The 14698-nt window shown below is 46.4% G+C and carries 7 protein-coding genes and 1 pseudogene; 6 read left to right on the plus strand and 2 right to left on the minus strand.

Annotated features, from left to right (window positions below; genetic code table 11):
• Positions 1-436: pseudogene (locus tag FTV48_RS12495) on the plus strand (phosphate--AMP phosphotransferase); the annotation flags it as partial.
• Between the two features lie 53 nt (positions 437-489).
• On the opposite strand, the gene FTV48_RS12500 reads toward FTV48_RS12495, so the two are convergent.
• On the minus strand, positions 490-990 hold the full coding sequence (locus FTV48_RS12500) for a hypothetical protein (RefSeq protein WP_005095328.1): 501 nt from the start codon (positions 988-990) through the stop codon (positions 490-492).
• A gap of 175 nt (positions 991-1165) precedes the next feature.
• Between FTV48_RS12500 and FTV48_RS12505 the strand changes: the two genes are divergently transcribed.
• The 5 genes from FTV48_RS12505 (at position 1166) to pnp (ending at position 14364) form a co-directional block, all read left to right on the plus strand.
• Positions 1166-4870: an exodeoxyribonuclease V subunit gamma gene (locus tag FTV48_RS12505; RefSeq protein WP_180000541.1), complete on the plus strand. Its 3705-nt coding sequence runs from the start codon at positions 1166-1168 to the stop codon at positions 4868-4870.
• A gap of 4 nt (positions 4871-4874) precedes the next feature.
• Entirely contained in the window at positions 4875-8996 is a 4122-nt protein-coding gene (locus FTV48_RS12510; RefSeq protein WP_180000543.1) for a UvrD-helicase domain-containing protein, read from the plus strand.
• 71 nt (positions 8997-9067) lie between these two features.
• Positions 9068-10849: an exodeoxyribonuclease V subunit alpha gene (recD, locus tag FTV48_RS12515; RefSeq protein ID WP_180000545.1), complete on the plus strand. Its 1782-nt coding sequence runs from the start codon at positions 9068-9070 to the stop codon at positions 10847-10849.
• 898 nt (positions 10850-11747) lie between these two features.
• Positions 11748-12017, plus strand: a complete 270-nt coding sequence (gene rpsO, locus FTV48_RS12520; RefSeq protein WP_004637724.1) for a 30S ribosomal protein S15 — start codon at positions 11748-11750, stop codon at positions 12015-12017.
• 259 nt (positions 12018-12276) lie between these two features.
• The gene (gene pnp, locus FTV48_RS12525; RefSeq protein WP_171063368.1) at positions 12277-14364 is read left to right on the plus strand and encodes a polyribonucleotide nucleotidyltransferase; all 2088 of its coding nucleotides are present in this window, start codon (positions 12277-12279) and stop codon (positions 14362-14364) included.
• Between the two features lie 196 nt (positions 14365-14560).
• Here the strand turns inward: pnp and FTV48_RS12530 are convergent.
• On the minus strand, positions 14561-14698 hold a 138-nt coding region (locus tag FTV48_RS12530; protein ID WP_180000547.1), incomplete at its 5' end, for a YdcH family protein.

A 14698-nucleotide genomic window follows, 5' to 3' on the forward strand; every position in this document is an offset into this window, starting at 1 on the left:
CTTCTGGACCAAGCTGCAAAGCGATGATGATATCTGTATTTTTGACCGTTCCTGGTATGGGCGGGTGCTGGTAGAGCGGATAGAAGGTTTTGCCAGTGCCGCAGAATGGCAACGTGCGTATGCGGAAATTAACCGTTTTGAGCAAAGTCTGGTCAAGCATCAAACCGTGGTGATCAAACTGTGGCTGGCCATTTCCAAAGATGAACAGGCCGCACGTTTCAAGGCACGCGAAGATACACCGCATAAGCGTTTTAAAATTACTGAGGATGACTGGCGTAACCGGGAACGTTGGGAGGATTATCTGAAAGCGGCAGCCGACATGTTTGAACGTAGCTCGACCGATTATGCGCCTTGGCATATTATTGCGACCGATGATAAAAATACCGCACGGGTCGAGGTGTTAAAGGCCATTTTAAAACAGCTTCAGGCAGAATAATCTGCCTGAAGTAGCACGGGCTCAGCTGTTTAAAATATTGAGCTCAAATGTGCTTAACCTTGAGCGACCTGTTTTTGCTGGATATTTTTAGCCGCACGGTAGCATTCCTCGACATGGGCTTCGGCAATTTTTTTCATGACAAAATAGCCCAGACTGGCGGCAATCAATTGACCACCCAGGGGAATGAATTTTGTCACTTGCTTTGTGATCACTTTCGCTGCAACATTGTTCAAAGATTTTTTGACAGCAGTTCGCGCGACCACCAGACCAGAAAATTCTACGCCGCGTTTACGCAGCTCATTCCAGTGCACCTGACGGGTTTTGGGATCATAGACACTGATCTGATCAGGCGCCAGTCCGAAGCGGGCATTGATCTCGGGAATCAATTGCGACAAGATGCCGATGTCAATGACGACATCCATAAACGGCACTGGAATAATGGCGGCACCCGCAGAATAGTAGGCACGTTTTTTGGTGAGTTCCAGGCACTCGGCACGAATTTGTTCCAAATCTAAGCTTGGATCGATACGTTCAGGAATTTTATCTAATTTCATGGGCACTACCTAAGCTCTATGTTGTTTTTTTCTATGCAAGCATCATTAAGATGCTTTTTTCAAAGAAATTTTTCGACTGAAGTGTGATTTTAAAGTGTCATACAGCGCTCGAGATGTATAGTAACTAATCTTTATCATTTTGTAGTAAAACTAGTTCAGCAGTTCAGGGGAAACGATGGCAATCCATGTTATTCAGAGTCAACGCATTGATGTGCTTTTGGATAGTATGCTGCGTATTGTCAATCAAACTGCCCGGCATCCGTTTGAAGTGTTACAGCCCCGGCATTTTATTGTGCCGTCTCCGGCCGTAGAAAGCTGGTTGACTCAAAAAATTGCCGAGAAGAAAGGCATCAGTGCCAATAGCCAGTTCCATCACCGGATTCGTGCCTTTCAGTGGACGTCTTATCAGTGGGTGCTGAATGCGCCTAAAGAAGTCGAACAGGTTCGAGAAGCCAATATTCCGCGTATTATCATCAAATGGCGCGTGTTTCAGGCACTGCGTAAATGTATTCTGCCAGAACATATTCCCTTAGACGTCGATCATCCGCTGTATTCAATTGTAAAGCGGATTTACGACAGTGCCGACCGGCTGGAGCAGGGCACGGAAAAACAGCTGAAAAAACAGAGCATGCTGTACTGGGTGGCCGAGCAGGTATCGCGCCTGTTCAGCCATTATATGGATTATCGCGGTTATTGTGCACGTAACTGTCCACCGCAAAGCTGCAGCTGCCCGACCAACTGGCTAGAGGCCTGGGGACAGGATATTGCGCTGGATATCGAGCAGATGATTTATAGTCCCAAAGATGAAAATGGTCACGAAATGCAGGTGGCCGATTTCGTCAAAATTCAGGCGCGTGAGCTGGAAGCCTGGCAACGCTGGTTGTGGCAGCATGTATTTCAGGAGGATTATGCCAAAATTCTGGAGATTGAGCGCCTGTATTGGGAACGGCTGGAGAATCCGGAAACACGAAGCGAAGCCCTGAAACGCTTGCCGGCACAGATAGTGGTATTTAGCCTGCTGGAACTTCCGCCCAGCCAGCTGGACTTTTTACGCCGGCTGGGGCAATACATAGACATTTATATCTTTCATTTTAACCCCTCGCAGGAATACTGGGCCGACAGTGTCGATCCGGACTGGAAAGCCAAATTTGATCTGCAACGGGAAGAGCGCTTTATTCAGCGCTTTGAAAAAACTCGCCAACGTAAACCGAATGATGCTGAACTGAAAGAATTTCGAATCAAGCAGCTTAACTTTAATGCCGAAGATCGTGAATCGCGGCATCCGCTGTTGACCCGATTTGGCAAGCAGGCGCGGGATCATTTCTCTTTACTCTCCAAACTGTCTTCTGGAGAAGAAGGTCTCTGGGCCGATGTTTTTGTCGATGACTATCAGGACAAGCTGCTGGCAAAAATCCAGTCAGATATTTTATATTTACTCGAACCTGAACAGCATCAATATGCTTTAAGTCCGGCCGATGATTCGGTGCAGATTCATGTCTGTCATTCCTCGTTGCGTCAGCTGGAAGTACTCAAAGAACAGCTCATTCACTGGCTGGCACAAGGCACGGAACAGCAGCCACGGCAACCGAGCGACATTCTGGTGCTGAGTCCGAATCTGAAAGAACTGGAACCGGCGATTCGCAGTGTCTTTGCCCCGCCACCACGTGAGCGTGAGATCGGCAGCCAACGGTTGCAGAAAGATAACCTGTATTTACCGATCCAGATTGCCGGGGTGTCGCGTCTGGATGTTAGCAATGCCTGGCGCGCGGTACTGGGCCGGATCCAGTGGGTACGTCGCCGTTTCAGTATTGAGGACTTTGCCGACTGGCTCAGCCTGAATGCCACCCAGCAACGTTATGCTCTGGACTATAGTCAGGTAGAACGGATGTTGCAGTTGCTGACGGAGGCTGGCTTCAAGCGCGGTCTGGACCAGCAGCATTTACAGCAAAGCCTGAGCGCAGGCGATGATGATTACCGTTTTAGTTTTAAATTCGCGCTAGACCGTCTGGCTTTGGGCCTGGCCATTCCTGAACATACAATGTTTGAGGATACCTTGAGTTATGCCAAGGTTCTGACCAGTGATTTCCCGTTGATTTCAACCCTGATCCAGATTTATCAGGATCTGGTGCAGCGCCGTGACTGGCTGACTTTGCATGAGACCGGACAGCGCACACCGGTGAAAACCTGGCTGGAATATTTGCGGGCTGACCTGAATGAATTTCGTGATGCCGGGGTGGAATCGCTCAAAACTGTTGCCGAGATTATCGACAAGCAGATGCGGATGCTGACCCTGGCTGATTATCATGAGCAGGATGATTCACATGCCAGTCAGGAGCTGGTGGCACTGAGTTTGCCTTTGCCTTATGTGCTGGAAGAAATTCAGAATACGCTAGAAATGCAGCTGGATCAGGCCGAACCAACCGGACAGATCACTTTTAGCCAGATTGGCCAGATCCGGCCACTCCCTTATCAGCTGGTGGTGATGCTGAATCTGGATAGCGGTAAGTTTCCGAGCCGGAATCAGCAGGTGCCGTTTGATCTGATGCGCAGCCTGAAGCCGCAACTCGGCGATCGTTCGCGTCTGGATGATGAGCAGGGTGCTTTTCTGGATGCCTTACTATTGGCGCAGGATAATTTATGGCTGTTTTATAATGGCTTTGATCTGGACGATGGCGAGGCCCGAGATCCATCCACTGCCTTGCAGGAACTGATTCAGCATATCGCATTCATCTGTCAGTCGGAACAGCCGGATGCCGAAGTCGATCCTGTGGTGGAAATCAATGGTCTGTCAGTCGCCCAACATATCCAGCAGCTTTATCATGTACATCCCTTGCAGCCTTTTGATCCAGCCGGATTTGCAGATGCGCAAACACCGCGTTATCGGGATCAGTGGTTTGCGGTGGCAGAATATATCCGAAGTGCCGAAGGCAAGCGCAGCAGCTGGATCAATGCGCATTATCCGGCAGTTGAACAAAAAGAACTACGGGTGCTGAAAGGGGATGAGTGGATTCGGGACATGATTTTCCCGGCACGTTTATTTCTGAAAAGTGTCGGAATTTCCACAATTCGCTATGCAGATTTGCCGAGTTCCCGTGAGCCCTTGTTATTAAACAAGCTGGAACAATATCAGGTGCGGGATTTTCTATTACAACAAGATCAGCAGATTGAGCCGAGCTTGATGCTAGACCGTTTGCCAGTAGGCAAAACCCAGCAAGCCACCTGGCTCAGCAGTCAGCAGGAACAGCAGTTGTTGCAAGAACGTTTGCTACAGCTCGGCAAAGAACTGACGCCGGTGACCCAGCAATCCCTGCAATTTAGTCCTGAACTGATCATTCATATCAGCGTACCACAAGCCTCGCACAGCAGTTACTGGTTAAGTCTGCAATCTTCTTCGGCCTCGGAAAAACGCCGTGCCCAGATCTGGCTGGAATATCTGTTATGGCTGGCTTACTTAAATGATGATGCACGCTCACCAGAACTGGAACGTATTGTGATTTTCAGTAATAAAACCCTGAAGTTTTCCGGATTGAGTTCGAGTAAAGCGCGAGAATATTTACAGTTCTGGTTCAAAGCCTGGGAAATTGGTCAAAAGCAGCCACTGGTGTTGCCGGCAGAATTATTGATGAAAAAAGAGTGGCAGTGGGCCGAAAATGAACAGGGCAAAATGACCATTGTGGAAATGCCGGAACTGCTAAAAGCCTGGAACAATAGCTATGAAAGTGCCAAGCCTTTGGCTTCGGATGAATCCAGCCTGTTGCATCAGGACTGGCAGTTTATTTTGCAGGATCAGGACCCGGATCTGGCCTTGCAGCGCTGCTGTCATGATTTCGCCCATGCTCTGTATGCGCCGATTCACCAACATCTGGAATGGGTGAAATAGCAATATGACCGTGTTAAAGCAGCAGATGCAAAAAGCCATTTCTACCAATCCGATTCAGGACATGACGTTCCGGGGCTTACACTGGATTGAGGCCTCGGCAGGCACCGGCAAGACCTATACTTTATCCAGTTTGATGGTGCGAATTTTTCTGGATCAGTATTATCCGCATCAGGTGATTGCAACCACCTTTACCCGTAAGGCAACGGCCGAACTGAAAAACCGGGTACGGCTGCGGGTCGAAGAAACTTTGGCCTATATCCAGCGTCATCAGCAGCTCAATTCTGTGGAAATTGCAGCGAAGATTCAGAGCGAAACTGATCCTTTATTTCAGCAGGTGTTGAAAGATTATGGTACACGGATGGACTATGCCCGTCGCCGTTTGCGTCTGGTACTGAACCAGCTGGATGAACTGTTTGTCGGGACGCTGGACAGCTTTAGCCAGAAACTTTTACGTGAATTTGCCTTTGAAAGTGGCAAGATTGAACGTGCTGAACTGACCGAAGATCAGGATTTATATATCCAGCAACTGATTCATGATGTGCTGCGTGACTGGATTCAGCAGCAGCCCCAATATATGGTCAATCATCTGTATGTGCAGAATCTGCTGAAACCGGTCGAGCATTATACCGGGCTGGTTCGGGATGCCCTGAATTTTAGCAATCAGCAATTCCAGAAGGTCGAGCCGGCTGAATGTGATCTAGGTAAATTAGAAGCCTGTATTACCCAATTATTGAATATTCATGAGCATGATCTCGAAGTCATGCGGCGCTATTGTCAGGAAAGTCCAAAGTATTTTCACAAGAGTTTTTTGACCAAGTTAACCGACGTTTGTGAAAACTTTATGACCTGGAGCGCAGCCCTAAAAACTCAGGGTGGCATGAGTTTCTTTGATGCGGAATTGCAACCGATTTTACTGAATCTGTGCCATTTACGCCGTAAAAAAACTGATTTCCAGCCGACCACTCAGGTTTTTAACAAGAGCTGTCCGGAAGCGGAGCAGCAGCTGATTTTGCAACACAGCCTGATTGTGGCAATTGATGCACTGTGTGAGGTCAAACAGGATCTGGATGAGCAGTTGAAGCAGCTCACGACCTATCTGGAATTTCATATTATTCAAAGTGTGCAAACTCGTTTGCCGCAAACCCTGCAACAGCAGGGTGAAACGACTTTTTCCCAGCAAATCCGCACACTGGCAGAAGCACTGCAAGGACAACAAGGCCAGCGCTTTGCCCAGTTTGTACAGGCACGTTATCCGCTGATTCTGGTGGATGAATTTCAGGACACCAATCAGGATCAGGATGACCTGCTGGCCAAGATCTGGCGGGATGCCAGCCGGGTTCAATCCGGCTGCATGATTATGGTCGGCGATCCGAAACAGGCGATTTATGGTTTCCGTGGTGGCGACATGCTGACCTATAACAAGGCACATGCTGACGTGCGGCAGAAGCAGGGCCGCGAATATACCCTGATGCAGAACCATCGTTCGGTCAAAGCGCTGGTCGAAGTGGTCGATGCTTTATTTCAATGCCAGATGGATTTTGGTGAACAGGTGCAGTACACCCTGATTCAGGCCGGTAGTCGGCCACATCCGGATCTCATCGATAGCGCTGTCTGCAATCCGCAGCCCTTACGCTGGATTCAGTTGGGTGAGTCGGATGTAGAAGCCGATCAGGTGGCCTGGAAAATCCGTGCACTCCTCAATCAGTCTGCTCAACAGCAGTTATATTTTCAGCAGCAGAACAGTATTCAAAGCCTGAAAGCCGATGATATTACAGTGCTAGGGTTTGGACATTTTGCCCTTGAGCAGGTCAAGCAGCGCCTACAGCGTATGGGTATTCCTTGTTATAAAGAGTCCAAACAAAGTGTTTTTGCCAGTGCTATTGCGCAGGATGTCGCGGCAGTATTGACGGCGATCATGGATCCTTTCAATGAGGCCAAGGTCAAGCGGGCTTTACTAACCCGTCTGCTAGGTTTCAATCTGAAAAAACTGATTGATTTGCAAAGCCAGAGTGAAGGCCTCAGTCGCTATATTGCCGATCTGGATATAATTCGGGAAATGTGGTTTGAGAAAGGCTTTTTGACCGCATGGAATTATGCACTGAACCTGTTTCAGGTCTGGACCAATCTGGTGGCCAGTCAAAGTCTGGACAATGAGCGGGTGGTGGTCAATTTGCGCCATCTGACCGAGATGCTGAGTCAGCAAAGCGAATATTATCAGGGGGCGCAAAAACTCTATCACTGGTATTTGCGCCAGCTCCAGTCGCCTTCAGGCAAGGACAGCGAAAAGGAACGTAAGCTGTCTGGGGATCATGGGGTGCAGCTGATGACCATTCATGCCTCCAAAGGGCTGGAATTTAAAGTGGTGTTTTTATTGGGAGCAGATGCTGCTTTTGATGTGAATAAAGGCAATCTGAATTTTTCCCTGTCTGTGTCTGAACAGGACAACATTCTGGAACAATCCCGGGTGATTGCAGTCAATCACAAGAATTTACATGAGCAGGCGATTCTGCAGAATGCAGCGCGTAATGCTGCCGAAAACCACCGGCTCTGGTATGTGGCGCTGACCCGTGCCAGTCACCGGGTATATGCCATGCTGCAGGACCAGAACGCACAGTCCGATTCCGGGCTGGCCTTCTGGCGTGGTCAGGGAGATCAACTGTTTCGACATGCTTTAAGTCTGGTCGAGCCGCCTCTGTCTCAGGAACCACCGCGTCTGGTCGAGCAGTTGAACCATCATCAGATTGACATGCGGGCGCAACCTTTGCCAGAGCGGCAGTTTTATCCACGCACCAAAACCAGTTTTACCGCATTGTCGCAACACCAGTCACATGCGCCAGTTTTGCAGGATGATCTGGTCAATGCACAGGAACACCCGGATAGTGCAGCGGATGAAATCAATCTGAATGCTTTAGCAGATCAGCCGGCTGTCACACCGCTAGACTGGATCAAGCTGAATTTCCCCAAAGGTACGGTGGCCGGAACTTTCTTGCACAGTATTTTTGAACATATCAATTTTCAGGATAGCAGTTACTGGAATCTGGAAATTCGCCGTCGTTTTAAAAATACTGCACCGCAAATCTGGCAGGAGCTAAAAGAAAAATTCGAACAGGCCTTTCAACTGCGTACTGTGCTGGAGCAGACCTTTGCGCCGCATTATCAGGCCGCAGCGGTGAATCTGCGTAGCCTGTTTCAAGCCGCAGCGCAGGCAAATTTCAAAGCAGATGAGTTGCAACAGAGTATGCAACGCGTTTTGTCCAGCCTGAACTATAAATTGCTGAGCGGCATTCGCCTGCATGATCAGAGCGAAGCTTATCGTCAACAATGGCGACAGTTATTTCAATCGGCACAGCAAGACCGATCAGCCTTGATGCTCTTTTTAAGTCAGTTTGAGCGTTATTTCACCGAGCTGGATGATGACAGCTTTATCCTGTTTTTTGAACAGGAAATGGCCCAGATTGCACACCTTGCAAGTCCTGAACAGCTCAATGTCGAAAGCATATTCCAGACTGCTTTAGATGGATTGCTTGATGAAATTAGGGAAGATATTTTACTCAATCTGATGCATGACTGGGTGCATGACATTCTGGTTACTCCGATTCAGGCAGATTTTGTTTTGGCACAACTGGGTGATCAACAGTATCTGTCAGAATTTCCTTTTTATCTGTCCTTGACCGATGCGCCTTTGCAGATCCGGCAAATCCATCAGCTTTTTCTCGAACATGACATGGTCATGAGCGATTTTAATGAGGCCAAATCGGCACGTTATCTGACCGGTTCCATCGATCTGGTGTATTTTGATGGTCAGCGTTACCATATTGCCGATTATAAAAGTAACTTTCTCGGCCCAGATCAACAGCATTATACCGCTGAGGCGATTCAGCAGAATATGAGCCAGTCCAGTTACTGGTTGCAGGCAGCCTTGTATCTGGTGGCCCTGCATCGTTATCTGAACGCAAATATGCAGGCGTATTCAATGCAGCAGCATCTGGGCGGCGCAAGCTATTTATATTTACGCGGTATGCACGGGCAGATGGAACAAGGTGTATATCACTGGCAACCAGACATCGAATTCGTTGAAAAACTGGATCAGATTTTGGGTTATTTTGAGCAGAAAAAAACAGCATAATTTTGCTGCCTGATAAAATATATAGAGATTAAACAGAAAATTATCCTGTGGATAACTTTGAGGATAACTGTGTGGAAAATGAGCAGAATCACGTGTCGCAACAAAACGCCAGTTTGATGGCCTGGATTGACTATTTATGTCAGCCTCCATTTAGCTCGGCTACATTTGATCCGGCAGCAAAATTACTGATTCAGCAATTGCTTGAGGCGATGCAGGCCGGCGATAGCTGCATTGAAGCGCTCCCTCAACAAATGGCATTATTGCATAATCTGGTGCGTGATCATGCTCAGCAAGGCACGGGTATTGCCCCCTTGGTGTTTGAAGATCAGCATTTATATCTGTACCGCTACTGGCAGCTGGAACAGGCAGTGGCAACGCATATAGCACGAATCAAGACCCAGTCTATTGTAGCCCTGGAGTTAACAGCACGTGACCGCAGTCTGCTCTCAGATCCACAGCAGCAAAAAGCCCTGCAAATGGTGGCAGAGCAAGCCTTCAGTATTATTACTGGCGGGCCGGGAACTGGTAAAACTTATACGCTGGCGCATATTATTGCAGTTTTATATGACGCGCTGCCGAATATCCGGATTGCCATGGCCGCGCCGACCGGAAAGGCTGCACAGCGGATGAAAGAAGCGCTGCAAAAAGCCTTACAGACTGAAGTTTTGCAGCAGTTTGAAATAGTTGCACTACAACAGTTACAACCCGTGACCCTGCATCGTTTATTGGGATTGGGCACGCGCGAACAGCCACGTTTTCATGCCAAACAGCCTTTGCCCTATGACGTAATTGTGGTCGATGAAGCCTCGATGCTGGATTTAAGTCTGTCACAGATGTTGCTGGCCGCTGTGCCATCTCAGGCACGTCTGATTTTACTTGGCGATGCAGATCAGTTGGCTTCTGTGGATGTCGGTACCGTTCTGGCAGATCTGCAACAGGTTGCGACTTTGCAGGATAATCGGGTCAACTTAATCACCACACGACGTTTTAAAGCAGGGGCCAAGATTGGGGCAATGGCTGATTTTATTCAGCAGCAGCATGAAGCTGCCAATGTCCTGCAAAAATTTGAGCAGCAGATTGTCACTGCCAGTGAATTACAAGCCATCACCTTGGATCAGGTTGAGATTGACCAGCTCCAGTTGCAATATTTAGCGCCTGGTGCTGAACAGACGGCCACTACATTGAATCAATATTATGATCAGTTGATGTATGGTTATCAGGCCTATACACAGGCTGTCAAAAATAAGCAAGGCTTAGATGATTTCGAGCAATATGTACAACAGGTGGTGAGATCATTTGATGATTACCGTATTTTAACTGCGATTCGTTCTGGTGATCTGGGCTTGTTCAAAATCAATCTACAGATTGAACAACGCTTTTTAGCCGCTCAAGGTCAACTGAAGCAGGGTGACTGGTATGTCGGGCGGCCGGTCATGATGACCTATAACGATTATCAACTGGGTTTATCCAATGGTGATATTGGCATCTGTTTTTTACGTGAGCAGTCTGGTCAGTGCCAGTTTGAAGTCTATTTTTCGAGTCTGGAAAAATGGGTCTTAGCCACCCGTTTGCCAAAGAGTATAGAAACCGCTTTTGCACTGACCATTCACAAATCTCAAGGTTCAGAATTTGCACATACCGCAGTGGTGCTGGATCAATATGCGCAAAATCTATTAAGTAAAGAGTTGATTTATACTGCAATTACCCGTGCTAAAAAAGTGGTCAGTTTATTGGTAGATTGTGACGCTTTTACACAAGCCTTATGCGTACGAACCACACGTAAAAGTGGTTTAAGTCAAAAAATACTTGAACAATCTACTAGTTTATTGGCAAAAAATAATCAGATCTTGTAGGTAAAAGCTTACACGGATTCAAGAAATTGCCGCATGGAGCTTTTACTCAGTTTTTGAGAAGATTGGTCATACAAAATAACTCAACACGGAAAGTTGAGCATAATCGTATAATTATAAAAAGAATGTCAGTAGACAGCGAACTTACAGTGAGGTAAGTAAAAAGAGGAAACTTACAGCCGCTAAGCCTTGTAGTTTTGGGAGAGACTACAAGGCTTTTTTATATTTAATTAATTTATATTTCAAAATACTAGATATTTACCTTAATTCTAAAGTTGGATATTGTTGTGGAATGGCTGGATTTAAGCGAATTAGGTTAAATAAAGTGGTATTAATGTAATATTATGCAACTTTTAGGCTAGTTATTGTACGAAATAGCTTACAGCAAGATACGCTAAATGCCTCTACTTGTCTTTGTAGAATATGGCAAAATCTACCACACAAGGAAGGTGATTTTTCAACAGGATGTTTGAAAATAATAACAAGCGTAAAACGCTATAAAAAACACAATAAATAATAATGATAAGAGAAAGAACTACAGCGCCAAAAAGCCCGACTAAACTCGGGCTTTTTTTTATCTATTTTTTATTCAGACAGACGACGGTACATTAAAACAATAGAAAAAGCGTTCTAATTGCTTAGGTCGATTTCTCTATTTAAGTGGTCTAGATGATCTCGCTTAAAACAGTACAGATCTTGAATAACTCAGGATCAATGGACAACAGCTTCGCTTTAAATAAATCACCGATTGAAAACATTTAAAAGTGCTGATCTATTTTTGCAATTTGGCGCATTTTCCCTTAAAATATGCAACTTGCTGTAGTGATGCACGGCAGTCAAGGTTTTGAATTCTCATTACATTGATTTTTATCAAAATATATAAGCATCTCGGAGAAATCGAATGGCTTTAACTAACGCAGATCGCGCAGAGATCATTGCTAAATTCGCACGCGCTGAAAACGACACTGGTTCACCAGAAGTTCAAGTAGCTCTTTTGACTGCTCAAATCAATGACTTACAAGGTCACTTCAAAGAGCACAAACACGACCACCATAGCCGTCGCGGTCTAATCCGTATGGTTAACCAACGTCGTAAGCTGCTTGACTACCTAAATGGTAAAGACCACGGTCGTTATGTAGCATTGATCGGTGCTTTAGGTTTACGTCGTTAATTCGATTTAAACTTTATTTTCGGGTTATTGCATGCTTTGTGCTTTATTGCTGAAAACTAAAGTCGGTTTAGCTTTTGGCTAGGCCAGTGGAAGGGGCGAATGTTTCGCTCCTTCTTTGTGTTTAAAAATAGTATTTAATCTGGTGAGGTCGGCTTCTAAGCTTTGTCATTTGTTCGTCTATATGGTCGTGAATGCCAAACCTTAGGGGTCTCCACTAGAATAATTGTTCACAAGAACTAGGAAAAAATAAAACATGTCGATGTTTAATATTATTCGTAAAGAATTCCAATTCGGTCAACACAACGTGATTCTTGAAACAGGTCGCGTTGCACGTCAAGCAAACACTGTTGTGATCACCATGGGCGGCGTACAGGTTCTTGTTGCTGTTGTAGCGCAACCTAAAGCAAAAGCCGGTCAAGACTTCTTCCCATTGACTGTTAACTACCAAGAAAAGCAATATGCTGCAGGTCGTATCCCGGGTGGTTATGGTAAGCGTGAAGGCCGTCAGTCTGAAGCTGAAACTTTAATTTCACGTCTGATCGACCGTCCAATTCGTCCATTGTTCCCAGAAGGTTACTTCAACGAAATTCAAGTGACTGCGACAGTAATTTCATCTGACAAAACCATGGATGCTGACATTGCTGCAATGCTGGGTACTTCTGCTGCATTGTCGATTGCGGGTACGCCTTTCCGTGGTCCAATCGGCGGCGCGCGCGTTGGTTTGATCAACGGTGAATACATCCTGAACCCGAACCACGAACAGTTAAAAGAGTCTGATCTTGATCTGGTTGTAGCAGGTACTGAAGCTGCAGTATTGATGGTTGAATCTGAAGCGAAAGAACTTTCAGAAGACCAAATGCTGGGCGCTGTATTGTTCGGTCATGACGAAATGCAAATCGCGATTCAAGCGATCAAAGAATTTGCTGCAGCAGCTGGCGCAGTGGAGTCAACTTGGGTTGCTCCAAGCAAAAATGAAGCGCTTCTTGGTCAATTAAAAGATGCATTCGAAGCGAAAATCTCTGAAGCCTACACAATTGCTGTGAAACAAGACCGTTATGCGGCGCTTGATGCACTTCACGCAGAAGCGGTTGCTCAGTTCGTTCCTGAAGAAGATGAAACAGGTATTGCTGACGAAGTAAACGAACTCTTCGAAGATCTTAAATACCGCACGGTTCGTGACAACATCTTGTCTGGTAAGCCACGTATTGATGGTCGTGATACTAAAACTGTTCGTGCAATCGATGTACAAGTGGGCGTATTAGGTCGTGCACACGGTTCTGCATTGTTCACACGTGGTGAAACTCAGGCATTGGTTACAACAACTTTGGGTAATACCCGTGATGCGTTGATGGTTGATACCCTTGCAGGTACTAAAACTGACAACTTCATGCTTCACTACAACTTCCCTGCATACTCTGTAGGTGAAACGGGTCGTGAATCTGGTCCTAAGCGTCGTGAAATCGGTCACGGTCGTCTAGCACGTCGTGGTGTTCAAGCGGTTCTTCCTGCAGCTGACCGCTTCCCGTACGTGATCCGTATCGTATCTGACATCACAGAATCGAACGGTTCATCTTCAATGGCTTCTGTATGTGGTGCTTCTCTATCACTTATGGATGCCGGTGTTCCATTGAAAGCACCAGTTGCGGGTATCGCGATGGGTCTGGTGAAAGAAGGCGAGCGTTTCGCAGTTCTTTCTGACATCCTGGGTGATGAAGATCATCTTGGCGACATGGACTTTAAAGTCGCAGGTTCTGCAAACGGTATTACTGCACTGCAAATGGACATCAAGATCGAAGGGATTACTGAAGAGATCATGGAGTCTGCATTGAACCAGGCTTATGCCGGTCGTATGCACATTCTTAATGAGATGAACCAAGTAATTTCACGCGCTCGTCCTGAAATTTCGATGCATGCACCAACCTTCCAAGTGATCAACATCAACCCGGACAAAATCCGTGATGTAATCGGTAAAGGCGGCGCGACGATTCGTGCGATTACTGAAGAAACGAAAGCTGCAATCGATATTGAAGATAACGGTACAGTTCGCGTATTCGGTGAAACTAAAGCGGCAGCCGCTGCTGCAGTTGCTAAAATTCAAGCATTAACTGCTGAGATCGAACCAGGTACAATTTACGTGGGTAAAGTGATTCGTATCGTTGAATTCGGTGCGTTCGTGAATATTCTTCCGGGTACTGATGGCTTACTTCATATCTCTCAAATCTCGAACGAACGCATTGCGAACGTTGCAGATGTATTGAAAGAAGGTCAAGAAGTGAAGGTACAGGTTGCAGACGTTGACAACCGTGGCCGTATCAAATTGACCATGAAAGACATCGAACAAGTTTAATCATCTGAATATTCCCATGAGTTAGCTCATGGGAATGAAATATCAAAGCCCTGAGCTTGATCAAAGTGCTTACTTTGGCTGTTCAGGGCTTTTTTTATGCTTCGGAAAATCTCCGCACATCTGGCCAAAATGTTTGAATCGCCCACAGGCTGTCAACGATTGTCGCACGATCTGAGTCTGTATTAAGCAGTTGATCTTAGGTCAGGGGATCGGCTTCAGAACTTTTTAGCAGACGATAAATTTCATCTTTCAATTTTAGCTTTTTACGCTTGATCGCTTCAATATCATTGTTGATATGATTGACCGGGTCGAGTTCAAGCTGACTAATTTTCCT

Source organism: Acinetobacter sp. YH18001 (genome assembly GCF_013416975.1).
Classification (GTDB): Bacteria; Pseudomonadota; Gammaproteobacteria; order Pseudomonadales; family Moraxellaceae; genus Acinetobacter; species Acinetobacter pseudolwoffii.

Bases quoted from the DNA above. Each gene is read 5' to 3' on its own strand.
- pnp (WP_171063368.1), top strand. From the start codon at position 12,277: ATGTTTAATATTATTCGTAAAGAATTCCAATTCGGTCAACACAACGTG.
- FTV48_RS12505 (WP_180000541.1), top strand. From the start codon at position 1,166: ATGGCAATCCATGTTATTCAGAGTCAACGCATTGATGTGCTTTTGGAT.
- FTV48_RS12510 (WP_180000543.1), top strand. From the start codon at position 4,875: ATGACCGTGTTAAAGCAGCAGATGCAAAAAGCCATTTCTACCAATCCG.
- rpsO (WP_004637724.1), top strand. From the start codon at position 11,748: ATGGCTTTAACTAACGCAGATCGCGCAGAGATCATTGCTAAATTCGCA.
- FTV48_RS12500 (WP_005095328.1), bottom strand. From the start codon at position 990: ATGAAATTAGATAAAATTCCTGAACGTATCGATCCAAGCTTAGATTTG.